The sequence below is a fragment of the Nocardia sp. NPDC003963 genome (assembly GCF_053605105.1).
In genome coordinates this window covers 296,733-318,943 of sequence record NZ_JBSGIP010000004.1, presented here as the reverse complement: position 1 = coordinate 318,943, position 22,211 = coordinate 296,733, and the positions used below count along the sequence as shown (strand labels likewise).

20 protein-coding genes are annotated in these 22,211 nt (G+C 67.8%); 8 read left to right on the top strand and 12 right to left on the bottom strand.

The window, feature by feature from the left end:
• Positions 1-333: 333 nt before the first annotated feature.
• Positions 334-669: a hypothetical protein gene (locus ACWEWT_RS13565; RefSeq protein WP_452558826.1), complete on the top strand. Its 336-nt coding sequence runs from the start codon at positions 334-336 to the stop codon at positions 667-669.
• Positions 670-1,020: 351 nt separating this feature from the next.
• Positions 1,021-2,241 carry a styrene monooxygenase/indole monooxygenase family protein gene (locus tag ACWEWT_RS13560; RefSeq protein WP_452558824.1) on the top strand — a complete coding sequence of 407 codons (1,221 nt, stop codon included), beginning with the start codon at positions 1,021-1,023 and terminating at the stop codon, positions 2,239-2,241.
• Between the two features lie 34 nt (positions 2,242-2,275).
• On the opposite strand, the gene ACWEWT_RS13555 is transcribed toward ACWEWT_RS13560, so the two are convergent.
• The 5 genes from ACWEWT_RS13555 to ACWEWT_RS13535 all read right to left on the bottom strand — a co-directional run bounded on the left by ACWEWT_RS13555 (position 2,276) and on the right by ACWEWT_RS13535 (position 8,484).
• Positions 2,276-3,523: a cytochrome P450 gene (locus ACWEWT_RS13555; protein WP_452558823.1), complete on the bottom strand. Its 1,248-nt coding sequence runs from the start codon at positions 3,521-3,523 to the stop codon at positions 2,276-2,278.
• A gap of 434 nt (positions 3,524-3,957) precedes the next feature.
• A complete protein-coding gene (locus ACWEWT_RS13550) occupies positions 3,958-4,809 on the bottom strand; it encodes an alpha/beta fold hydrolase (protein ID WP_452558821.1) in 852 nt (283 codons plus the stop codon).
• A gap of 147 nt (positions 4,810-4,956) precedes the next feature.
• Positions 4,957-6,489, bottom strand: a complete 1,533-nt coding sequence (locus tag ACWEWT_RS13545) for an AMP-binding protein (protein WP_452558819.1) — start codon at positions 6,487-6,489, stop codon at positions 4,957-4,959.
• A gap of 9 nt (positions 6,490-6,498) precedes the next feature.
• Positions 6,499-7,626: a DUF5938 domain-containing protein gene (locus ACWEWT_RS13540; protein ID WP_452558817.1), complete on the bottom strand. Its 1,128-nt coding sequence runs from the start codon at positions 7,624-7,626 to the stop codon at positions 6,499-6,501.
• A 54-nt stretch (positions 7,627-7,680) separates the two neighbouring features.
• Complete coding sequence (locus ACWEWT_RS13535) at positions 7,681-8,484, bottom strand: SDR family NAD(P)-dependent oxidoreductase (RefSeq protein WP_452558816.1); 804 nt, start codon at positions 8,482-8,484, stop codon at positions 7,681-7,683.
• 201 nt (positions 8,485-8,685) lie between these two features.
• Between ACWEWT_RS13535 and ACWEWT_RS13530 the strand changes: the two genes are divergently transcribed.
• The gene (locus tag ACWEWT_RS13530; RefSeq protein WP_452558815.1) at positions 8,686-9,330 is read left to right on the top strand and encodes a TetR/AcrR family transcriptional regulator; all 645 of its coding nucleotides are present in this window, start codon (positions 8,686-8,688) and stop codon (positions 9,328-9,330) included.
• 212 nt (positions 9,331-9,542) lie between these two features.
• Here ACWEWT_RS13530 and ACWEWT_RS13525 read toward each other — a convergent pair whose 3' ends face one another.
• The 6 genes from ACWEWT_RS13525 to ACWEWT_RS13500 all read right to left on the bottom strand — a co-directional run bounded on the left by ACWEWT_RS13525 (position 9,543) and on the right by ACWEWT_RS13500 (position 15,781).
• Positions 9,543-10,865 (bottom strand): DUF7373 family lipoprotein, encoded by a 1,323-nt coding sequence (locus tag ACWEWT_RS13525; protein ID WP_452558813.1) that lies wholly within the window; start codon positions 10,863-10,865, stop codon positions 9,543-9,545.
• Positions 10,852-12,321, bottom strand: a complete 1,470-nt coding sequence (locus ACWEWT_RS13520) for a serine/threonine-protein kinase (protein WP_452558811.1) — start codon at positions 12,319-12,321, stop codon at positions 10,852-10,854. Before ACWEWT_RS13520 ends, ACWEWT_RS13525 begins: the two co-directional genes overlap by 14 nt.
• Before the next feature lie 10 nt (positions 12,322-12,331).
• Entirely contained in the window at positions 12,332-12,589 is a 258-nt protein-coding gene (locus ACWEWT_RS13515; RefSeq protein ID WP_452558809.1) for a DUF7373 family lipoprotein, read from the bottom strand.
• Positions 12,547-13,539, bottom strand: a complete 993-nt coding sequence (locus ACWEWT_RS13510) for a DUF7373 family lipoprotein (protein WP_452558807.1) — start codon at positions 13,537-13,539, stop codon at positions 12,547-12,549. The genes ACWEWT_RS13515 and ACWEWT_RS13510 overlap by 43 nt, the downstream gene beginning before the upstream one ends.
• Positions 13,526-14,995 carry a serine/threonine-protein kinase gene (locus ACWEWT_RS13505; RefSeq protein WP_452558805.1) on the bottom strand — a complete coding sequence of 490 codons (1,470 nt, stop codon included), beginning with the start codon at positions 14,993-14,995 and terminating at the stop codon, positions 13,526-13,528. Before ACWEWT_RS13505 ends, ACWEWT_RS13510 begins: the two co-directional genes overlap by 14 nt.
• Positions 14,996-15,193: 198 nt before the next feature.
• Positions 15,194-15,781: an HdeD family acid-resistance protein gene (locus ACWEWT_RS13500; protein WP_452558803.1), complete on the bottom strand. Its 588-nt coding sequence runs from the start codon at positions 15,779-15,781 to the stop codon at positions 15,194-15,196.
• 498 nt (positions 15,782-16,279) lie between these two features.
• Here ACWEWT_RS13500 and ACWEWT_RS13495 point away from each other — a divergent pair, with 498 nt between their 5' ends.
• Together ACWEWT_RS13495 and ACWEWT_RS13490 are read left to right on the top strand one after the other, a co-directional pair.
• Positions 16,280-16,492: a hypothetical protein gene (locus tag ACWEWT_RS13495; protein WP_452558801.1), complete on the top strand. Its 213-nt coding sequence runs from the start codon at positions 16,280-16,282 to the stop codon at positions 16,490-16,492.
• Between the two features lie 433 nt (positions 16,493-16,925).
• A complete protein-coding gene (locus tag ACWEWT_RS13490) occupies positions 16,926-17,672 on the top strand; it encodes an SAM-dependent methyltransferase (RefSeq protein WP_452558800.1) in 747 nt (248 codons plus the stop codon).
• A gap of 359 nt (positions 17,673-18,031) precedes the next feature.
• Here the strand turns inward: ACWEWT_RS13490 and ACWEWT_RS13485 are convergent, their stop codons facing one another.
• Positions 18,032-18,607: a TerD family protein gene (locus ACWEWT_RS13485; protein WP_452558798.1), complete on the bottom strand. Its 576-nt coding sequence runs from the start codon at positions 18,605-18,607 to the stop codon at positions 18,032-18,034.
• Between the two features lie 363 nt (positions 18,608-18,970).
• Between ACWEWT_RS13485 and ACWEWT_RS13480 the strand changes: the two genes are divergently transcribed.
• The 3 genes from ACWEWT_RS13480 to ACWEWT_RS13470 all read left to right on the top strand — a co-directional run bounded on the left by ACWEWT_RS13480 (position 18,971) and on the right by ACWEWT_RS13470 (position 22,149).
• A complete protein-coding gene (locus ACWEWT_RS13480; RefSeq protein WP_452558796.1) occupies positions 18,971-19,645 on the top strand; it encodes a response regulator transcription factor in 675 nt (224 codons plus the stop codon).
• On the top strand, positions 19,638-20,981 hold the full coding sequence (locus tag ACWEWT_RS13475) for a sensor histidine kinase (protein ID WP_452558795.1): 1,344 nt from the start codon (positions 19,638-19,640) through the stop codon (positions 20,979-20,981). Before ACWEWT_RS13480 ends, ACWEWT_RS13475 begins: the two co-directional genes overlap by 8 nt.
• A 316-nt stretch (positions 20,982-21,297) precedes the next feature.
• Positions 21,298-22,149, top strand: coding sequence for a SecDF P1 head subdomain-containing protein (locus ACWEWT_RS13470; RefSeq protein WP_452558794.1), 852 nt, complete (start codon positions 21,298-21,300; stop codon positions 22,147-22,149).
• The last annotated feature ends 62 nt before the right edge of the window (positions 22,150-22,211 follow it).

Genomic DNA, 22,211 nt, shown 5'->3' with positions numbered 1-22,211 from the left:
CGAGCCACCCTCGAGCTGATCCGGGCGCACGGGCTGGCAGTCGGCGACGTGCAGGAAGGCACGTGGCGACGTATGCCGCCGATCGTGCGGCCGCTGATCACGGGTGTGGCCACCAGCGCACAATCGGGCCCGAGCTGAGCGCACTCGCCCTACCCGGCGGGTTGCGGGCGGGATCCACCGACCCGAGGGATCACGAATTCCACTGCCCGGCACTGGTATCGATCACACTCCTCGACCGGGCCCGTCCCTGCCTATGATTCAGACGGCCGGAGACTGTCCGGCACTCGGGTGACGTCCCGGCTCGTGCCGGGCAGTGGAGAGGCTGGGAAGAGAATGACGGGAAACATCCTGGTCAGGGCGACGAGTATCGCCGCCGCCGGTGCGCTGCCCTTGGCCGCGGCGATTGTGCTCGCGGGGCCGTCCGCCGCCGATGCCGCTACCCCGCAGGCCACCCCGGTGGCCGGTATTCCGCTGCAGAAGAGCGAGGATATCGCCACCAACCCGCACGCCCTGATTCCCGATCCGGTGTTGAACGGCTCGTCGGCCGGGGGCTCGGTCGGTTCCGCCGTGGGGTCGGCCACCGGGTCCGGCGGTTCCCTCCTCGGTTCCGTGATCGGTGCTCTGGTCGGCTATTTCCACCCCGAGGTGATCCCGCAGGTCCTGCCCTGACCCACACCCGGGCTTCGTCCACCGGGCAGTAGCCGTCCGTCGGACGGACCGGGCACGGATGTGCACCACCCGGACCGTGACCAGCCATCTCGCATCGCCCGCCGGGCGCCGAACACGCTCCGTTCGGCGGAAAGCGCCTGCGCCGGATCGCCGGATCTCGTCCATCCGTCCCACGAATTCGTTCGCGGTTCCCGGGGCGGCGGTCGCGCCCGGCGCGGATCGCACCGATATGACTGTCGTCAGTAGTCGCCGTACGGACTGTCGCGCAGCTGTACCGATGTGCCGACCTCACCTATTGGCCGAGGATCGCCTCATCGAACCGGTCCGGTTCGATGAGGGAAAGGACGCGTGGTGGGATATATCCAGATTCTGGGAGCCGGCGAATGCGGGCTCCCGTTGGCGCATCGTCTGTTGCGCGCGGGTCGTCCGGTCACTCTGGTGGCGACGCGCGACGCCGAGGCCGTGCTGAACGGCACGGTGACCAGCACCCAGGTGAAGTTCCCGGCGACTCTCGACCTGGAAACCGCTGCCGGACTGGGGCATTGGACAGGCGAGGCGCCGGAGATCCGCGGTATCCGGTTGTCCGCGGTGATGGACGGTCAGCGGATACTGGGCTGGACCGGCCGGTTCACCCGGCCGGCGCAGAGCGTCGATCAGCGGACCGTGTTCGCACGCTGGCTCACCGACTATGTGGACGCCGGCGGCGAACTGGAGATCGCCGATCCGCGGATGGCCGAAATCGACCGCCGGGCAGCCGGGTACGACCTGACGGTGATCACCCGCGCGTCCGGCGAACTGGCCGCGTGCTTCCCCGCCGAACCCGGCTGGCCGGCACCCGATCGACCGGCCAGGCAGCTGGCAGTGCTCTACCTGGAGGGCGTCGCGCCCGACCCGGACGATCTCGGGACCTATGTATCCCTTCCCGGGCTGGGCGAGGTCATCTCCTATCCCGGCCTCACCGGTGCCCCGGGCAGCGAGCGGCGATGCGAGATGCTGCTGATCGAGGCCATGCCCGGCGGCCCGCTCGATACCTTCGACGCGTACGAGTCCCCGTCCGAGCGCCTGCGGCGGGCCGTCCGGCTGCTCGAGACCTACCTGCCCGGCGATCTCGCGGACCGGTATCGCGCGGCCGAGCTCACCGATGCCGGCGCCACATTGACGGGTGCGGTGAAACCGGCGGTGCGCCGCCCGGTGGGAACGCTTCCTTCCGGACGGCCCGTCCTGGGAGGTGGTGACGTGGTGTGCCGGATGGATCCCGGCGGCGCCCAGGGGGCCAACAACGCCGCCCACTGCGCGGAGGCGTACGCGGCCGCCATCCTGGCCTGTCCGGACGGGCCGTTCGATCGGTCCTGGATGGTGTCGGCCGCGACGCCCTGGCTCACCGGAACAGCACATCACGCCGCGCGGTGGACCGCGGCCGTCCTCGATCCGACCGTCGAAATGCAGCAGTTCATGCAGGCCGCCCAGCACGACTCCGCGTTGGCGGACGCCTTCGCCGATACCTTCGCCCGGCCGGCCGATATGGTCCGCTTCACCGCTGCCCGGAATACCGATCCCGCCCCGCTGGGATGATCGAGCCGCCGCCCGGGTCCGGGCGCCCGAACCGCTACCCGGTGCCGGACCGGGACTGCGGTGGGGACGGCGGGAACACCACAGGTAGACCGGCCAGGGCGCGATGGAACGGCCCGGGTCGCCGGGTGAGTTCGTCCGCGGGCACGGCCAGCCGCAGATCGGGCAGTGCGTCGAGCAGTTGATCTATGGCGCCCTGCGCGATCAGGTATGCCGCGGAACGGGCCGGACAGGCATGTGGGCCCGCGCCCCAGGCGAGGTGGGAACGGTTGCCGGTATGGTCGCCGGCACTGATCGCGGGATCGTTGTTGCAACCGGCCAGGCTGATCACCACGGGTTGGTGCGCGGGTAGCCAGACATCGTCGATCAGGATCGGCTGCCGGGGGTAGGTGACGCTGAAGTTCGCCATCGGCGGGTCCTTGAACAACACCTCGTCCAGTGCGTCCCGGGTGGACAGCGCGCCCCCGAGGAGGCTGCCCGCGAATCGCTCGTCGGTGAGGATCAGCAGCAGGGTGTTGCTGATGAGGTTGTGCAGCGGCTCGATACCGGCACCGTAGAGGATGACGATCTGGTGGATGAGCTCGGATTCGTCGAGGTCCGCGGGATGGGCGAGGATGCGCGAGGTGATGTCGTCGCCGGGTTCGGCCCGTTTCAGCTCGACCAGTTCGAGCACCGCGGCACTGAGCATCCGGTTACCGCGTTCGGCGTCCACACCGTCGAACACCGTCTGCGTGGCTTCGGCGACCTTGCGGCCGATCTCCGGCGGGCAGCCCAGCATCGCGTTGACCGCCTCGAATGCCAGTGGGAACGCGTACTGGGTGACCAGATCGGCGGTCCCGCCCGCGCAGAACGCGTCGATCAGCGGGACGGCGATCCGCCCGACGACCGCGTGCAGCGCGTGCAGGTCGACACCGTCGATCCCGGCGGTGTTGACCGCGCGATAGCGGGCGTGTTCCGCGCCTGCGCTGCGGATCGCGCTCGGCCGCCATTCCAGGACCGGCAGCACCGGGCAATCGGCGGCGATCTCCCGCTGCCAGGCGCGCGGATCGGCCGGGAAACGGTCGGGGTCGTTGAGAATACGCAACGCGGTGCGGTACCCGACCACCAGTGTGGCGGGCACGCCGGGGGCCAGTTCCACCGGAACCAGCGAACCGTAACTGTCCCGCATCCGGCGGTAGGCGGCGTGCGGATCGTCCGCGAACTCGGCGGAGTACAGCGGTACCGGGCGCGCGGCGCGGCCGGCCGGCGAGGCGTGGTGGCCGGTGGCGGCCGAGGGTGTGGGCAAGATGGCTGACTCCAGCGACAGGACGGTGCTCATCGGTGCGGGGCGTGCCCGGGACCGCGGGACTACCGGTCGGCCGCGAGCGGTCCCAGAATTGCCCACTAGGTAGATCGATGGCATCGGTAGGGGCGCAGAATATCCGGGCCGCGACGGCTCGTTCCCGGAAATGGTCCGCGCCGCCGGCCTCCCCGATACCGCCGGCGCCGACCGCCCGCGGCAGTTCGGCCGAAACCGTTGCGGCCCAGATATCATCGCGATTCCGCAGAAACCGATGATCGGCTCCCGCCGGGAGATCGTCCGATTCGTCCCCACATCGGCCTGCGCACCGATCCGCACCGGAACACCGACCCCCGGTCGGGCGGAAACCGGCAGCCCGGCAGGACCGTGACGACGGTGTACCGCCGTTTACGGTCGCAGCGGGGTGTGCCCTCCGAACTTCATCCGTGAACGGGCCGGCCGGCGAAGAACCCGGCCAGATCGTGGGCGATCCGGCCGGGGGCACTCTCGGTCGGGATATGGTCCGCACCGGGGATGCGGACGAGGGTGGTATGCGGGATCTCCGCGGCGAACCTCTCGGCGTAATCGACCTTTTCGAACCTGTCGTCCGCGCCCCAGATCAGCAATTTGGGGGTCGCGCACTGCCGCAGCGCGGGAACGAGATCGAGGGTGTAGCGGCTGTCGGCCGCGCTCGCCATCGCCAGCCAGGACCGGCGGACCCGCGGATCGGTCCACGGGTCCAGATAGTCGGTGATCAACTCCTCGGTGGCGGCGCCGGCGAGTGCCGAAACCACAGCCTGCCGTCGTGCCGCGAGCAATTCGGTGGCGGTGGTGGCCACGTCCGGGTCCCGGAACCGGGCGACGTGGGGCGCGGGCCAGGAGTCGTACAGGACGGAATTGACCAGCGCGAGCCCGGTCACTTCCCACCGGCCGTGCACGAGGAGATGCTGAGCGACGGCACCGCCGATGTCATGACCCGCCAGGCCGATCGGCGCGGGAATCCGCATCGCGGACACGAACCGCTCCACCCAGGCCGCGAGGGCGGGGACGGTGGCGGTCTCCGGAGTGAGCTCGCCACCCGAACGCCCCAGCCCGGGTAGGTCGACCGCCAGGGGGCGCAACCCCGCGGCCGCGAGGTCGCCGAGAACCGGACGCCATACCCGGCTCCAGTACGTTCCGTGGAGCAGGAGTACGGCGGGTCCGTTCTCGTCCCCTGCGGTGAGGTAGCTGGCGGTCTCACCGTCCACCCGGACTACGTTGCGCCGCGCCCGCGGCCTGTCGATCGCACACATGGATCCAGCGTGACCGGACCACCGCCCAGGGACGAGTGTCCAGAAAGACACCGATGGGTACATTCCTGCCGAACCAGCGCACCCGCTCGGATCACGCGCCCCGCCGCCGCGCCTCGACGCGGTCACCTCCCACCGCGAGTTGCGGGCTCATTCCCCGAGTTCGGCACGGATCACACCCTTCAGCACCTTGCCGACCTTGGAGCGTGGTAGATCCGTCCAGATCTCCACCTGCTTGGGTGCTTTGACGCTGCCTATCCGCTGTTTGACGAACGCGATCAACTCGTCGGCCGTCACACTCCGCCCCGGGCGGAGTTGCACCACGGCGGTGACCCGTTCGCCCCATTTCTCGTCGGGCAGGCCCACCACCGCACTCTCCGCCACCGCGGTATGCGCGAGGACGGCCTGTTCGACCTCGGCGGAGTAGACATTGAAGCCACCGGTGATGATCATATCCTTGGCACGATCGACGACGTAGAGGAAGTTCGCGTCGTCCAGATAGCCGATATCACCGGTGTGATGCCAGCCGTGAGCGCTCACTTCCGCTGTCGCGGTGGGATTCTCATGGTAGCCGTCCATCACCAGCGGTCCCCGCACCACGATCTCGCCGCGCTCGCCGGACGGCAGGATCGCGCCCCGCTCGTCCATGACGGCCACGGTGGTCAGTGGGGTGGGGCGCCCGGCCGAGGCGAGGCGTTCGGTGGCGATCGTTCCGTCGGAACGGAAGTGATCCGCCGGCGCCAGGGTGGCGATCATATTCGGAGCTTCGGTCTGGCCGAACAACTGTCCGAGGACCGGGCCGATCCGGGTCAGCGCCTCGGCGAGCCGGGTCGGCGACATCGGCGCGGCGCCGTACCACAGGCAGCGCAGCGACGACAGCTCGGTGCGATCGAGATCGGGGTGATCGAGCAGTCCGTAGATCGCCGTCGGCGGCAGGAAGGCGTGCGTGATCCGGTGCCGCGCGACGAGTGCCAGGAACTCCCCCAGATCGGGTGCCGGCATGATGACGATCTCGCCACCCAGGCTCAGGATCGGGAAGGTGAGGACTCCCGCCGAATGAGTGAGCGGCGCGAGGGCGAGGTAGCGCGGTCGATCCCCGAACGGGTAGCTCATCAGGGCCAGCGCGGTCGAGGTCATCATATTGAGCTCGGTCAGTCGCACACCCTTCGGTCTGCCGGTGGTGCCGCCGGTGCCCGCCAGCATGCACAGACCGTCCGCCGGATGCCGCGACTCGTCGGGTTCGGCCCGATGCTCGGCCAGCCAGGTTTCGAAGGTGATCGCGCCGGCGGCCTCACCATCCAGGCAGACCAGCCACCGCAACCCCGGCAGCCGGTCGCGGACAGCGGCGACGAGTCCGGCGAATTTCTGCTGGAAGAAGAGCAACCGGCAGCCGAACAGCTCGAACAGCTGACGGTTCTCCTCGGCTTCGTTGCGCGGGTTCACCGGGCACCACACGCCGCCGGCACGGGATATGCCGAATACGCAGATCAGGGCGAGCGGGTCGTTGGACGACAACACCGCGACCCGGTCACCGGCCTCGATCCCGGTGTGCTGCAATGCGCCGGCGACGGCCACCGAACGGTCGTGGACCGCGCCGTAGGTGAGTGTCGTCCCGCCGGTGGTGAGGCAGGGGGCCGCGCGCCCGAGCGAGGCCCCTTTGTCGAGATAGTCCGCGAGTCGCATCGACGGGCCTCAGCGGTGCACCGTGACGATGGGGTCGAGGACGAGCCCGAACGCGCGCAGCGTACCGAGCAGTTCTCGATGCCCGAAAGCCTGGCAGCTCGAGGCGAACCCGGCCACCCGCGGTGGGCTCTGCAGCAGTGCCGCCGCGGCGTGCGCGTTGAGCAGCGCCGTCTGCTTGTAGTTGCAGTTGCCGTGGATCAGGCAGTGCGCTCGGCCCAACGGTCCCGAGGCGTACACCGAATCGAGAGATGTGTTGATCCGCGGATTCTCCCGGGGCGGCATCTCGCTGCGGATGGCGGCGGACTGCTCGTCGATGATGCGGTACTTCTCCGCCTCCGACTTGCCCTCCATCTGCGCCAGTGCCGCCGCGACCAGTTGCGGTACGCCCAGCATCAGTGGACGGTTCATGACGCCGCCCAGCGCGCGCACACTGGAGACCCGCGGATCGTTCTTGAACCACACCGGATGCGAAGTGCCGCCCCACGGCAGGGCCAGCCCCAGTTCGTGCTGTCCCGGTACCACCACCTGGTACAGCCCCTCGTCGACCGGCCACTCCACGTATTCGTTCTGCTCGAGGTAGTACGCCTCGGCGAACGCCGCGTTGGTGAGAATCGTATTGGTCGAGGCGACGGTCGGATGCCCCTTCCAGAAGACCTCGATATCCAGCGTATCCAGGCCGGGGTTCTCCAGACAGATATTGGCAGCGATCTCGCCGATCGTGTACATCTGCGCCAGACCCGGTGTGAGCAGCAGTCCGCGGGAGCCGAATTCGGCGCCGTAGCGTTCCTGCGCATCGATCATCCAGTTCTGCTCACCGTTGGTATCGGTGTAGTGCGCGCCGATCTGCAGGCACGCCTCTACCACCGGGTGTCCGTACCGGGCGAACGGGCCGACCGTGTTGAGTACGACCTGCGCTCCCCGGAAGGCATCGGCCAGCGCGGCGGCGCTGTGCTCCACCTCGACGATGTCGTGATCCACGGTGTCGATACCGGGTACCGCGTCGACAGCGGCCTTCAGCCGTCCGTGATCGCGGCCCGCGGCCAGGAAGGGAATACCGTATTCCCGCAGGTATTCACAGATCAGCCGGCCGGTGTAGCCGGACGCGCCGTATACGACGACCTTCTTATCGGTGGCCATGATGGTGTTGCTCCTCGTCATCTGCTGGGTTCGGTGGTCGGGAAGGGGCTTTCGCTACATGCCCATCCCCCCGTCGACCGGCAGCCCGGCACCGGTGATGAATTTCGCCGCATCGGACGCGAGGAATACGACCGCGTCGGCCATATCGTCGACCTGTCCCAGCCGGCCCAACGGCGTCAGCTCCGCCACGGCCTGGGCCGCGGCTTCGGGTGATGGGAACAGTCCCAGCTCGGCACAGTCGACGGCGAGTTTGTTCCCCATCGCGGTCGGTGTCAGGGCGGGGTAGATCGAGTTGACGCGCACGCCGTAGCCGAGCTTTCCCGATTCCGCGGCGGCCACCCTGGTCAGCCGGTCGATACCCGATTTGGTGGCCGAATAGAGACCGATACCGGGGAAGGCGATGGTCGCGGCCACCGAGGCGATGTTCACCACTGCCCCACCACGCCCGGCGGCGCCGCCCGGCCGCATCGCCCGGAACGCGTGTTTGATACCGAGGGCCGTGCCGAGCACGTTGACGTCGAGCATGGTGCGGGCCTGCTCCGGATCCAGATCGGCCAGCAGGCTGGTGACCTCCACACCCGCGTTGTTCACCACGATATCGAGGCCGCCGAGCGCGCCGACGGTCGTCTCGACGGCCCGCGCCCAGGCGTGATCGTCGGTGACGTTCAGCGCTACGAATTCGGCGCGGCTGCCCTGGGCCCGCAACTTGTCGACCGTGGCCCGGCCGTCGTCGGCCTCGATATCGGCCACTACGACCGATGCCCCGGCCTCCGCGAGGGCCTGGGCCATCCCCGCTCCCAGACCACGCGCGCCCCCGGTCACCAGTGCGGCGCGCCCGCCCAAGTCGTAACTCGTCATACCCGTTCCTCTCTCCGAAAGCCGTCGACACGTGATATGGGCCACAATCTCGGCGCCCTGTGTCGCAAGACACATTAGGGTGAAATCTTGACAGTCGTCAAGAAAAATCTTGACAGTCGTCCAGAGATTGGCGGTGATCAAGCGCTTACACTCAGGAGAAGCCCGGGCAGATGAGTCCGAACCGAGAAGAATGCCAACGAAGTGACACAGGCCGCTGATCCCAGATCCCGTATAGACGAGCGCGCTCGCGACAAGTTCGCGGCGAAGCGCACCGAGCTGGCGCTGGCCACCCTGCACACGCTCGCCGAACGCGGCTACGCCCATACGAGCCTGCGCGAGATCGCACAGAACTCCGAATACTCCCACGGCGTACTGCACTACTATTTCCGCGACAAGATCGACCTGCTCGTACACGCCGTACGGCAATACGAAGCAGTCTGCGTGACCCGCTACGACGATGTGATCGCCGCCGCCGGCGACGCCGGCGAACTGCGCGCCGAGTTCATCGCCACCTTCTCGGCCACGCTGGCGTCCGACGCCACCGTCCACCGGCTCTGGTACGACCTACGCAACCAGAGCCTGTTCGACGATTCGTTCCGCGACGACGTCCTCGAGATCGAAACGCGGCGTGAGGATATGATCTGGCGGGTCGTCTCCCGCTACTGCGAACATTGCGGCACCACCCCGGCCCTCACGCCCGCGGTCGCGTACACCACCATCGACGGGATCTTCCAGCGCGCACTGCTGCACCAGCTGGCCGGGCGCACCGATACGGCCGACAATGTACGCGCGCAACTGGATTCGGTATTCGCCCTGCTCAGCGTACCGTCCCCGCCGCCGTCGTAGCGCGCACGGTCCGGCGGTGGCCGGATCTTCCCGCGGTCTATGCCATCGGGGCACGACGTCGCCCGCGTAGCGGCGTCGTCGAGTCCACGTCCCCCGGTGGGCGACCGCGCCCGGGCGAACTACTCGCACGGATTCGCGGGGCGGACCGATGACCGAGAGCACGACCGGCACCGCGATCGTTCGGCCGCCGGGCTCCGACCGGACGTCTCCGGCTATCTGCTGTTCACCAGTAGTGCGTACTGGGCGGCGGCCGCCTGCCGGACGGACTGTTCGTCGGGCGCGAAAACGGCGGCCCAGTACTGCCCGTCGAGGACGAAACAGGAATACCTGATAGTGCGCACAGCATCGGATTTGTCTTCGACATTCCCGAAACAGGTAATGTCCACACCCTGCCCGGGGGACGGGATCTCCGCCAACCTACCGACGGCCCGGTTGTCGTTGTTCACCCGGTTGTATCGGATGCGTGCGTCGTGACTGCTGGGAAAACGTAGCAGCACCCTGTTGGTGAGGAATACCGCGCGATCGCTCGGTTCCCCTTGCCTCTCGCCATCTTTCGGCAGGAAGGGCCCCACCGTATGCAGGCTGCCGCGTGGCCCGTACACGATTCCGGAGCCCCAACTGTCCGACATCACCCACCCGGCGGGGCCGCCTTCCGACAGCAGCGGTGCCGCGACCGTGGGATAGGTCCAGCTGCCCGGCTCTTCCGGAAGCACGCGGCCGAGCATCCGATCCGGATCCTGCGGGAGCGAGGTCAATGCATCGGGAGTGGTCGGCTCGAACGAATCCAGGAGGAAGACCTGTTCGTCCAGAGTCGTCCGGACGAGAGTGGTCAGTGCGGCGAGATCGGTGGTGGGATGCATCGCGTAGAGCGCGACAACGAAGGGACCTTGGGCGAAGAACGTAGTGATGACCGGGGTATCGGGCTTCCACTGGCTGTACGCCTGCGGATATTCCGGAAGCGATACGGCGACCGTACCGGGGGTGGCACGCGCGGCTGTCGCGAGTTCTTCGGCGGCGGCCGCGGCATCGCCGAAGAAGCGGAGCACACTGAGACGCAATGCTTTCGACCGACCGAGGATCGGCACGGAGTTCTTGATATCCGTGCGATTGACGGTGAAACCGGTGACCAGTCCGTACGGCCGGACCGAATCCGCGGGGAGTTCGGGGACGAGCGCCGCCGCGCGGCCCGGAGAGTGCAGCGGCGTGGCCGCACCGTATCTCAGTGCCGGATCGATATCGACGGGGTCGACCATCACCTCGGCCAAGCGCGCCGCCTCCAGCAGGCGGCCGTGGTTGTCGTCGTAGACGGCCGGGGCGACGAAGGGGCTGGTATCCCACGCACCGGTGTCCAGCCCGGCGAGATCCGGACGAGCGGGCTCGGCAATGCCCGTAATCGGTTCGTGTGCAGCACATCCGGTGATCAGCAGGACGAGGAGCGATACGAGGGCGAGTACGGCGGCGCTCGAAGGATTCGACCGGCGGCGAGTCCGCGGTTCCGGGCCGTAGGCGGTGTGGCGGATATCAGATCGGTGCATCGGACCACCACTGTTCACGAAGTTCGCGGCCGGATATTCCGCCGTTGACCTGTATTCTGCAGAATTCCCGTGCCGGTCCGTCGAAGCGCACATGCAGCAGTCCTCCTGGTGCCCCGTCTCGGTCGGTGTAGTTCTTCCACGCCACCAGACCCGTACCCGAGGGCCGGGACCACGTCTCGGTTCCCTCGGTCCCCTCGGTCTCGGGAACCAGTGGCGGGAGCGGGGACCGGGTGGCACTGCAGACGGCAATGACGACGAAGTGCCCGCCGACGGCCGAGGCGTGGGGTTCGCTGCAGGTCAGCCGGGGTTCGTCCAGAACCGAGTCGGCGGGCACCGTACGGCCGGTGTTGTCCGATGTCGAACACCGCAGGTCGTGTGCGCCCGTTGCGGAGGGGGTCGCCGGCAGCAGGTCGGGGAAGGCGTCCACGATGAACTGGAAATTCCCCCACGGCGGGGGGACCGGTGGGGCGGGACTGTCCTGGCCTGCCGAATCATCACCGAGCCGGAGATAGCCCACGGCGGCCGCGGTTCCGGCCACCAGCAGCGCCACGACAGTGGCGGCCACGACTCGGAGGCGCCGGGGGCGTGCGACCCGGAGCGCAGGTTCCCGGCGGCCGTGCAGTGCGGCACGCGCGGCGGCCGCCAGCTGTCCGCAACTGGGATAACGGTCGGCGGGGTCCTTGGCCAGCGCCCGAGCCAGCACGCTGTCCAGCGCGGCGGGCACCGCGGTGCCGGCCTTGCTGGGTCGTGGTGGCGGAGCGGTCAGATGGGCGTGCACGACTGCGGCGGTCGTCGCCCGCGGGAACGGGAGTGCGCCGGTGAGCAACTGGTACAGAGTACAACCCAGCGAGTACACATCGGCACGGTGATCGGGGACGGCGCCGCTGATCTGCTCGGGCGCCGCGTACGCGATCGTGGCCAGTACCGAACCCGCGGCCGTGAGACCGGCGGTATCGTCCACGGCACGGGCGATACCGAAATCGGTGACACGCACCTGGTCCGGCCCGAACTCCCGGGCGGAGAGCATGAGGTTGGCCGGTTTGACGTCCCGGTGCAGGAGACCCATCCGGTGCGCCTCGTCGAGTCCGCGGGCGGCACCCTCGACGATATCGACCGCCACCGCGGGCGGCACGCCGCCCGCTGCGCGACGGAGAAGTTCAGCGGCATCGATACCGTCGATGAATTGCATGGCCAGCCACGGTGTCTCCTGATCGACACCGCAGTCGTAGACCGATACCACGTTGGGGTGTTCGAGGCGACCGGCGAGTTCGGCCTCCCGGAGGAACCGGGCCCGGAACTCGGCGTCACCGGCCCGGTGCCGGGCCAGCACCTTCAATGCGTCCGTCCGCGGCAGCCGGGGATGCCGAGCCAGATAGACCTCACCCATATTGCCGGTACCGAGTCGGCGTTCGATGCGGTATCCGGCGATGATCGTGCCCGGTATCAGTGTTCGCACGGCACCGCGCTCATCGACTCGCGACCAGCAGCGCGTACTGCGCGGCCGCCATCTGATGGGCCGACTCGAGATCGTGGCCGGTCACCGTCGCGAAATACCGGCCGTCGGCGACGAAACACATATAGCGCGGGATATTCTGCTCGTAGCGCTGACAGAAAGCGCCCGGGATACCGGGTGGTGACGCCAGTGGTGTCGCCAGGCCGTTGAGGCCCTCACTGTCCCGCATCATCGCCTGGGCGCCTTTGGCGTCGGGCAGACGCAACAGCATCGGCCGTCGACGATCGCCATGAGTTCGACATCCGGGGTCGGCCCGCTGATCGGCCCGAGCCAATGCTGCGCGCCACGGGTGCCGTAGACGATACCGCTGCCCTCGAAGAGGAGCCCGTCGCCGGCCTCGGCAGCGGACAAACCGAATCCGGTGACAGCGGGATACGGCCATCGCCCACGTTCGGTCGGGACCATCCGCCCGAGGAGATCGTCGCGATCGAAGGCGAGTGTGGCCAGCGCGTCCGCCTCGGTCGGCTGGAAGTGGTCCACCAGGTCGAGCTGGGCCGCCAGCGCGGTGGCGGCCGATTTCTTCAGCGCGTCGAGGTCGGTGGTGGGATGGGTGACGAACAGGGTGATCACGAAGCTGCGACGGGCGACGACCACACCCAGCGTCGGCACGGTCGGCCGCCAATGGCTCAATGCCGCGGGATGATCCGGGATGGTGACGCGGGCGTTGTCACGGTTCACCGCGAAATCGGCCGCCTCGATCTGCTGCGCCGCCGCTTCCGCTGCCCCGGCGTCCCGCATGCTCAGCAGTGTGATCCGCAGGGATTTCGCCGAATCCGGCGCCGGGCACTGCTGACGGCATCGGCCGACGCCGAACGCCGAGAACCCCGCGAGCATGCCCTGCTGCTCCAGGATCGGCTGTGCTACCGCGGCGAGTGTCCCGCGGGTGTGCTGCGGTTTCGGGAGCAGGCTCGGTGGTTTGTCCAGCAGATCCGCGTCGACGGAGGAGGGCAGGACGACAGCCTCGGCGAGACGGGCGGATTCGATGATGTGGCCGTACCGTTCGCCGGTATCGGCCGGTGCGGTCAGCGGGTCGGTCCCGAACGTCCCGGTGTCCAGACCGGCGGCCGGGTTCCGATCGCCGAACACCGAACAGCCCGACAGCGCGACGATCGCCAGCAGCGCCACCAGCACGGCGACCGGGCGGTGATCAGATCGGCGCATCACGCCACCAGGAGTCACGGAGTTCGGGCCCGGTCGCCGCGTAGGAGTTGGCGTGCAGAACACAGAAATTCCTGTTCGGATCGTCGAAGAGGATCTCCAGCGCACCCGATACACCGCCGGCGCTGTTACGTGCCGTACCCCAGAAGAGGCGACCACTGCCGGTGTCCCGGGACCAGCGCTCCTCCTGTGGTGGTGACTCCCATTCCTGTATTCCGACCTGGTAGAGCGCTCGATTGTCCCCGCACCAGATATACAGGTACTCGAGCGGGTCCCCGTCGCCCGAGCAGAAGACCTGCTGCAGCTCACGTCTGACGTCCAACGAGACGAATCCCTCGGCACCGGAGGGGTTACAGCGCAGACCGCGGTAACCACTGGCGAACGGGGTATGCGGCAGCAGATCGGGAAAGCCATCGAAGATATGGCTGTAGACACCCCACGGTCCGGATTCGCCGTTATCGGTGATCGAACGGGGAGACACCGCGGCCCGCACATCGGACCCCGAGGTCGTGACGGCGTAGACGGCGCTCGCGACGGCGAGGGCCAGCACCAGCGCCGCCGCGGTCACGAGCGCACGGAAGCGCGGGAACCGCTTCGCGAAAACGGATCTTCCGCCGCCGCGCGCACCGGCGAGCTCGCCGCGCAACGCCGCACGGGCGTCGGCGGCCAATGCCCCGCAACTCGGATATCGGTCGCGGGGCGCTTTCGCCATGGCCTGAGCGATAACGATGTCGAGACCGTGCGGTAGCTCGGACCGGACCGCGCTGGGTTTCGGCGGTCTGTCGTTCAGGTGCGCACTCAGCACGGCGGCCGGTGTCGGGCGCGGGAACGGTTTCGCACCGGTCAGCAGGTAGTAGAGCGTGCAGCCCAGCGCGTAGACGTCGGCGCGGTGATCGAGGGTTTCACCGCTGATCTGTTCCGGCGCCGCGTAGGCGATCGTGGCCAGTACATCACCGGTCGCGGTGAGGACGGTGGAGGCGCCGGTATCTCGCGCGATACCGAAATCGGTCACCAGCACCCAGCCCGACGACGACACCAGGATATTGGCGGGCTTCACATCCCGGTGCAGGAGACCGGCCTCGTGTGCCGCGTCCAGACCACGCGCGGCCGCGGTGACGATATCGACCGCGCGGTAAGGATCGAGGCCCCTGGGCTGGTCCTCGATCAGTTGCGCGGCATCGGAACCGCTCACGTATTGCATGGCGATCCACAGGCATTCGTCCTGCACACCGCGATCGTGGATCGCCACGACATTGGGATGGGACAGGCGTGCGGCGAGATCGGCTTCCCGGATGAACCGGGCCCGGAATTCGCTGTCGGCACCGACCGAATCGTTCAGTGTTTTCAGTGCCACGCGCCGGGGCATCCGGGGATGCCGCGCGAGATAGACCGAACCCATACCACCGGATCCGAGCAGACGCTCGATGCGGTACCCCCCGATCACATCCCCGACCTGCATCGAGCGAGTATATACAGGAAATTCCGGCCGCCGCCCGGCAACCGATGCCCCGGAATTCTTTGTCGCCGGGCGGAATACCCGTCTCGAAGTAGTACGCACCGGGGCGCCGCGGGAGGTCTCGTTCACGAACGGCGACACCCCGGTCCCGCAGAGCGGTTCCGCCCTACCGACCGCCCCGGCGACCGATCGGGCGTGAACTCAGAGGGCGCTCGGCGTGTGCTTCGCCCCGCTGCGCACCCGGAAAGCTCCGACGATCTCGACAACACCCATGAAGATCAACCACCAACCGGCCACCAGGGTCAGCACCGCGATGGAGTTGAACGGCCAGACGATCAACATGCCGCCGCCGATCAGCAGCACGATGCCGAAGAAGATGTTCCAGCCACGTCCGGGCGTGCCCGAGGCGGCGTCGGCACCGGCGACCAGCACGGCGACGCCGCGGAACATCCAGCCGATTCCGATCCACAGCGCCATCAGCAGGACAGCGTCGCCGAGGTGGCGCAGCGCGAAGAAGGCCAAAATGAACGACAGCACCGCGCTGACGATCAGCATGACCCGCCAACCGCTGGACACATGACTGCCGAACGCGGCGACCAGCTGGAAGATGCCCGAAACCAGCAGATAGATACCGAAGAGCACGGCAAGGACCACGATGGTCGGCCCGGGCCACAGCAGCACCAGAACACCGACGACCACCGATACCGAACCGATGATCAGCATCGCCTGCCACGCGCCGCGGGCCAGTTGATGCAACGGCCCCTCGTATTGCGTATCGCTGGATGTCATGCAGGCATGATAGGACGCCATCAGCCGATTGCCGAGGATTAGCCACATATCGAAACGTCACGGTCTCGAAGCGGGCGACCCGAGCGGAGGACTCCGGGTGAGCTCGACCCGTCGCCGACGCTGCGAACGGGGCCGCGATCACCGGCCACCGATCCCGCGATTCCACGATTCCACATCTCCACACGCCATCCAACAGTCCGAACTGCATAGATATCGCCGTAATCAGGACCTGCCCGCCGCCGGCTCGCACCGAATATCGATAGCGGTTTCCGCCCCCTCGTGGCGGCGCCCGGTGCCGACACTCGCGGGCATCCACGTCCCACCACTCCCCCGATCAGCACTGCCGGAGATTTGCCGAACCGGTCGATTCGGGGGGTGGGGCTCGTCCGGGAGAAAATTCACGCTGGGCCAGACAGGCTGGATCCTGCTGTTGTACTGGTGATTTCATGTCGGCGTGCTTGATGCGGGTGTGCCCGAGTATGGGCGTTTCGCCCGGTGATGGACACCGACGTGGCCCGGCTGTCAACGTTCCTCCGGACTCATCTCGGTGTCGACGGGCATTACAGCTTCTACCTGCCCGACCTCGGCGGAACACACCGTCGGTTACGCGATCCCGACGCCACAGACGGGGAGTCACAGATGAGCAGTAATGCCCTGCAGCAGTGGCCGGTGAAGGGCTGCGGCCGGGGCCTACCCGACAGAGTCTGTTAGCATCGGCGACGCAGCGACGACTGGGTCTGCTGTGGAGATCAAAGGAGGTGAGTTGATGACTGTGGCGATCACTGCCGTGTGCAGTGCCCGGATCATCCTCACTTCCCGGGCCTCGTCCTGACCTGCACCTGCCGTTCTCGCTCCTAGCGGGAGTTCTCTGTCGCATGTGCCGTCCGGAGGGGCCCTTCCCCAAAGGTCTTCACATTGTTTCAACAACCCACTTCAGATCGACGCGCTCGCTCGTCACCGGCACACGCCCTGACTCCGGCCGACTACGGCTGGGACGGCGAACGTGAGCGGTCATTCACCCCGGCGCGTACCGGCCTGCTGATTCAGGGCCGTGTGGTGCGGGCCGAACGCGGCCTGTGCGACGCGCCAAGTGCGCGCCCTCGAGCAGTCTCCGAACTTCAACGCCTGAAAGGAATTGGCCATCATGGACCTTCCCCGCATCTTCACCATTCGCGAGAGCAGCCACCGCATCCACAACCCATTCACCGCGGACAAGTTCGCCGACCTGGGCGAATCATTGCACCTTGCCCCCGGAACCCAGGTGCTCGACCTGGCCAGCGGGTCGGGTGAAATGCTCTGCACCTGGGCACGCGACCTGGGCTTCATAGGCACCGGCGTGGACATCAGCACGCTGTTCACCGAGCAGGCCCGAGCCCGCGCCGTCGAACTCGGCGTCGCCGACCGGGTCCGATTCATCCACGGCGACGCCGCCGGCCATATCGCGGACGAGCCGGTTGATCTGGCCGCCTGCGTCGGCGCCACATGGATCGGCAACGGTGTCGCCGGAACGATCGAGCTGCTCGACCACAGCCTCCGTCCCGGAGGACTCATGCTGATCGGCGAGCCGTACTGGCGGCAGACTCCTCCAGACGAGGAGACCGCCAAGGCCTGCCACGCCACCGCCATCGCCGATTTCCTGGAGCTCCCGGGCCTGATCGGGCAATTCCAGGGTCTGGGGTACGACGTGGTGGAGATGACCCTGGCCGGCCAGGAGGGTTGGGACCGGTACACCACCGCACAGTGGCTCAACATGCGGCGCTGGCTCGACCAGAACCCGGACGACGAACAGGCGCCCGAGGTACGGGAGGCACTCGATACCGAACCCGCCGGTTACACACGCTACCTGCGTGAGTACCTCGGCTGGGGAGTCTTCGCCCTGATGAAGCGCTGACCCGAACCAGCGTGAGGAAACCCGCGTGGGGACCGGCGGCACGCCGTCTGTTCCCACGCGGGACAACCGCCCGTCGCCGTGCACCAGAGAACCCTGATCGAGGAACGGATCGGGCTCCTCGGCAACCTCACCTCAACAGACCCCGACCCGTCCAGAAATCAGCTGCCCCTTCTGATATGAAGGGCAACGCTGGGTGGACGCCGAAGACGACCGATCAGCGACCCCTACGCCGCCGCGCCGCTGGATCGCTGTCGGCCTGATACCGCCGAAGCCCCTCGTCGGTCACCCGCGCATATTTCGCCAGACTACGCACAGACGTATGCGGGCGGCGAGCCCGGGGAACGTCGGGGGCGGACGGTTCAGACGTTCACGCCGTAGTCCCGGGCGATCCCCGCCAGCCCCGACGCGTATCCCTGTCCGATGGCACGGAACTTCCATTCCACACCGTGCCGGTACAGCTCACCGAAAACCATTGCGGTCTCCGACGAAGCGTCCTCGGTCAGGTCGTATCGGGCCAGTTCCGCACCGCTGGCCCGATCCACGACTCGAATGAACGCGTTGCGTACCTGCCCGAACGTCTGCTGCCTGAGGTCCGCCTCGTGAATCGAGACAGGAAAGAAAATATTGGTGATCGTGGGTGGTGTCGCCGCCAGATCGACATTGATCACTTCGTCGTCACCGTCACCGTCACCGGTGAGGTTGTCACCGGTGTGCTCGATACTCCCCTCGGGCGACCGCAGGTTGTTGTAGAACACGAAATGGCGATCCGACAGCACCCGGTGATCCGGACCGGTCGCGATCGCACTGGCGTCCAGATCGAAACCGGCACCGGTCGTCGCCCGGACATCCCAGCCCAAACCGACTGCCACCGCCATGAGGTGCGGTGCCTGTTTGGACAACGAAACATTGCCCCCCTTGGCGAGAGTCACGCCCATACTGCTCTACTCCTTCTGCTGCTCTTGCACGGTGTGCCGGAAACCCGTCGCCCCCGCACTTGATTCGATATCTCTGCCGCCCGGTAACAGGCCGGGCGAGCTGCCGGATGCCCCCGGGCCGAGATACCCGGGACGGCGTCGTGCCGTTGTCTCGCTGGCTCCGCGGGATCTCGTGGCGAACGGCCGGGCCCATGGTGCACGGCGGATGCTTAAGCCAGCATTAACGACGGTCCGGCTCGGATGCGCGATCGCCGATACCGGTCCGCACAGCTCGGATGCGTACCGGGCGGTCGCCGGGAGCACACCGGTCGACGACAGTACTGTTCAGCTGGGATTCATACCCGTCGATTCATACTGGCTGGCGTGCGCATATTGGTGGTCGATGACGAGGTCCGCTTCGCCGACGGGCTGCGGCGAGGGCTGCAGGCCGAGGGCTTCGCGGTCGATCTGGCCTATAACGCGGCCGACGGCCTGTGGCGGGCACGTGAGGTCCGCTACGACGCCCTCGTACTCGATGTGATGATGCCGGGCATGAGCGGGTACGCGGTGTGCCGGACCCTGCGCGACGAAGGGAATTGGACACCGATTCTCATGCTCACCGCCAAGGACGGCCAATGGGATCAGGTCGAAGGTCTCGATACCGGCGCCGACGACTATGTGATCAAACCGGCCGATTTCCCGGTTCTGGTCGCGCGGTTACGGGCGCTGATCCGGCGCGGCCGCCCGGAGCGCCCGACATCGCTGCGGGTGGGAAGCCTCCGTCTCGACCCGGCCACCCGGGAGGTGCGGCGTGGTGACACTCCGGTGCGGTTGACGGCCCGGGAGTTCGCGGTCCTGGCTTTCTTCGCCCGCGAGCCGGGCGTGGTCCGGTCCAAGAGCGATATTCTGGCCGGCGTCTGGCACGGCGAGTTCGACGGTGATTCCAATATCGTCGAGGTCTACATCGCGCATCTGCGCGCCAAGATCGACAAGCCGTTCGCCGTCGACACCATCCGCACCGTACGCGGTGCGGGATACCGGCTGATGCCCGATGCGTAGCCCGGCCCTGCCCTCGCTGCGCGTACGGATCACGGTCACGACCACGGCGATCGTACTGGCGGTCCTGGCCGCCGGAGCGGTCAGTTTTCTGATGCTGTTCCGGCATACGCTGGTCACCGCGCAATGGAACGCGGCCGATATCCAGGCCGACCAGATCGCCACCGACGCACAGCACCGGATCGGCGCGGACACCGGCAGCGCCGTGCCCCTACCGATTTCGGAAGTCGACAATGTGATCATCCAGCTACAGCAGGACGGCCGGGTGATCGCCGCGGCCGAGGGGGATTCGGCCAACGGACCCGCGCTACCGGTGCCGTCCGCGCAACGGTTCACCATCGGCGGTGTCGGCTATGCCGTGCAATCGGCGCCGATCACCTCGGAATCGGGAGCGGTGCAGTTCGTTGTCGTCGCGCGCTCGCTCGAGGACGCCGACGACGCGGTGAAGTCGGCGGCTCTGCTACTGGCCGCCGCGGTGCCCACGGTCAGCGCGTTCGTGGCGGCACTCATGTGGGCGGTGGTGGGCCGCTCGCTGCGACCGGTCGAGCGGATCCGGCTCGATGTCGAATCCATCGGCGAGGATCTGTCCCGGCGGGTGGATCCCCCGGCCGGGGAAGACGAGGTCGCACGGCTGGCCGCGACGATGAACCATATGCTCGACCGGCTCGAGTCCTCACATCGGGCGCAGCAGCGGTTCGTCTCCGACGCTTCGCACGAACTGCGCTCGCCGGTGGCCGCCATCCGCCAGCACGCCCAGGTCGCATTGCATCATCCCGGGGCCACCGATCTGGAATCGCTGGCCGGGGTCGTGGACAGCGAGGCCGCCCGATTACACGATCTGGTGAACGATCTACTGGTGCTGGCGCGTCTCGGCGAAGGCCGCAGTCATAATCGCAACGAGGTCGATCTCGACGATATCGTTCTCGCCGAAGCGGGCCGGCTGCGCCAGCTCGGGGTTGCCCTGGATACCGCCGCGGTGGGCCCCGCCCGGGTTTTCGCCGACGAAGGGCTGCTGTCCCGGGCGGTACGCAACGCCACCGACAACGCGCGCCGGCACGCGCACAGTCGCGTCGACTTCACGCTGCGTTGCGCGGACGGGCAGGTTGTCCTGTGGGTCGACGACGACGGCGACGGGGTCCCGGAACTCGACCGGGTCCGGCTTTTCCACCGCTTCGAACGCCGCGACGACGACCGCAGCCGCGCGCACGGCGGCGCCGGCCTGGGCCTGGCCATCGTCGCCGAGGCGGCCCGCGACGCCGGCGGCAGTGCGCGACTGTCGAGCTCGCCCCACGGCGGCGCCCGCCTCGAGATCCGCCTGCCCGAGCACGCCGACGACTGACCCGGCGCGCGATATCGGATCGGCGGCTACCACATCGGCGCACCGACCCGCGATATGCACGGCGGTCGCATCGAGAACATCCGCTTCCAGGTCGATCCGGGAAAGCCGCGCGGTATCCGAACGCCGGGCGACGCCGCTTCCCGGCCATCACATCCACCCCGCACGCCGAACAAACTTCACTCGACCGGGGCAGACCGGACCAGATCATCGGCCGCCGAAATCACAGACGCCTTCCGGAGTCGCTACAAGAGAGGTTTCGCCACCCGCTTGCGGGCCGCTAGGCTTCCCAACCGATAGCCCAAAGGAGCGGATGCCGATGTTCATACTGTCGAAATGGGCACGGATGCTGCGGTGTTCGGCAGCGATCGGCATCGGAGTCGTGGTGATGAGCGGGTGCTCGCTTTCCGATTCCGAGCAGGCCGAGCCGGGGCATCCCGTCACTCTGACAGCACATACAGCAGATGGGTCCGCACCGAGCGCCGAGATCGTGGCACTCTCGCGGAAGATCATCCTCGAGCGGGCGGAGCGACTCCAGTTCGCCGGGACCGAAGTCGTTGTCGAAGAAGGTGACCGACTGGTTGTCACGATACCCGGTGACGACGGCACCCGGGCCCGTGAGCTCGGACGAACCGGGAGACTCCACATCCGCCCGGTTCTCACGGCGACACCCGCGACCTCCTCCGGTCCGGCCGGCGACAATGCCACGCACACCGGTGCAAGGAGACAGAGCACCGATCCCGCCGTCCAGCTCCGGGCCATGACCGAGCTGACCTGCGCAGCGAGCGATCCGCTGGAGAACCGGGACGATCCCGCGCTGCCCCTCGTCACCTGCGATCCGGAGCGCGACGAAGTCCTGCTGCTCGGACCGGCGGCCCTCGGCGGCACCGATGTGGTCGGAGCCGAAGCGGGTTCCCGGGCCGGCATCCACACGGTGAAGGTGACCTTCCGACCGGACCGGACCGAAGCGCTCCACCGGTTCACCACAGACCAGATCGGCCTGCGTTCGGCTTTCGTCGTCGATTCCCGCGTAGTCGTCGCGCCGGTCGGACAGGAACCGCTCACCGGCGGGCAGCTGGAGATCAGCGGCACGTTCTCGGCCCAGTCCGCGTACGAACTCGCCGTGCTGCTCGATTCGGGCGGGCTACCGATCGCCTGGACGGCGAGCTAGTCCGGCGGGTGGCCGCCGCCGGAACCGCAATCGCATCGGCTGTGCCGATTCGGCGCCGGACC

Excerpts from the sequence above, each read along its gene's own strand:
- ACWEWT_RS13565 (WP_452558826.1), top strand. The coding sequence starts at position 334 with ATGACGGGAAACATCCTGGTCAGGGCGACGAGTATCGCCGCCGCCGGT.
- ACWEWT_RS13550 (WP_452558821.1), bottom strand. The coding sequence starts at position 4,809 with ATGTGTGCGATCGACAGGCCGCGGGCGCGGCGCAACGTAGTCCGGGTG.
- ACWEWT_RS13545 (WP_452558819.1), bottom strand. The coding sequence starts at position 6,489 with ATGCGACTCGCGGACTATCTCGACAAAGGGGCCTCGCTCGGGCGCGCG.
- ACWEWT_RS13540 (WP_452558817.1), bottom strand. The coding sequence starts at position 7,626 with ATGGCCACCGATAAGAAGGTCGTCGTATACGGCGCGTCCGGCTACACC.
- ACWEWT_RS13535 (WP_452558816.1), bottom strand. The coding sequence starts at position 8,484 with ATGACGAGTTACGACTTGGGCGGGCGCGCCGCACTGGTGACCGGGGGC.
- ACWEWT_RS13525 (WP_452558813.1), bottom strand. The coding sequence starts at position 10,865 with ATGCACCGATCTGATATCCGCCACACCGCCTACGGCCCGGAACCGCGG.
- ACWEWT_RS13515 (WP_452558809.1), bottom strand. The coding sequence starts at position 12,589 with ATGCTGTTGCGTCTGCCCGACGCCAAAGGCGCCCAGGCGATGATGCGG.
- ACWEWT_RS13510 (WP_452558807.1), bottom strand. The coding sequence starts at position 13,539 with ATGCGCCGATCTGATCACCGCCCGGTCGCCGTGCTGGTGGCGCTGCTG.
- ACWEWT_RS13505 (WP_452558805.1), bottom strand. The coding sequence starts at position 14,995 with ATGCAGGTCGGGGATGTGATCGGGGGGTACCGCATCGAGCGTCTGCTC.
- ACWEWT_RS13500 (WP_452558803.1), bottom strand. The coding sequence starts at position 15,781 with ATGACATCCAGCGATACGCAATACGAGGGGCCGTTGCATCAACTGGCC.
- ACWEWT_RS13495 (WP_452558801.1), top strand. The coding sequence starts at position 16,280 with ATGGACACCGACGTGGCCCGGCTGTCAACGTTCCTCCGGACTCATCTC.
- ACWEWT_RS13490 (WP_452558800.1), top strand. The coding sequence starts at position 16,926 with ATGGACCTTCCCCGCATCTTCACCATTCGCGAGAGCAGCCACCGCATC.
- ACWEWT_RS13485 (WP_452558798.1), bottom strand. The coding sequence starts at position 18,607 with ATGGGCGTGACTCTCGCCAAGGGGGGCAATGTTTCGTTGTCCAAACAG.
- ACWEWT_RS13475 (WP_452558795.1), top strand. The coding sequence starts at position 19,638 with ATGCGTAGCCCGGCCCTGCCCTCGCTGCGCGTACGGATCACGGTCACG.
- ACWEWT_RS13470 (WP_452558794.1), top strand. The coding sequence starts at position 21,298 with ATGTTCATACTGTCGAAATGGGCACGGATGCTGCGGTGTTCGGCAGCG.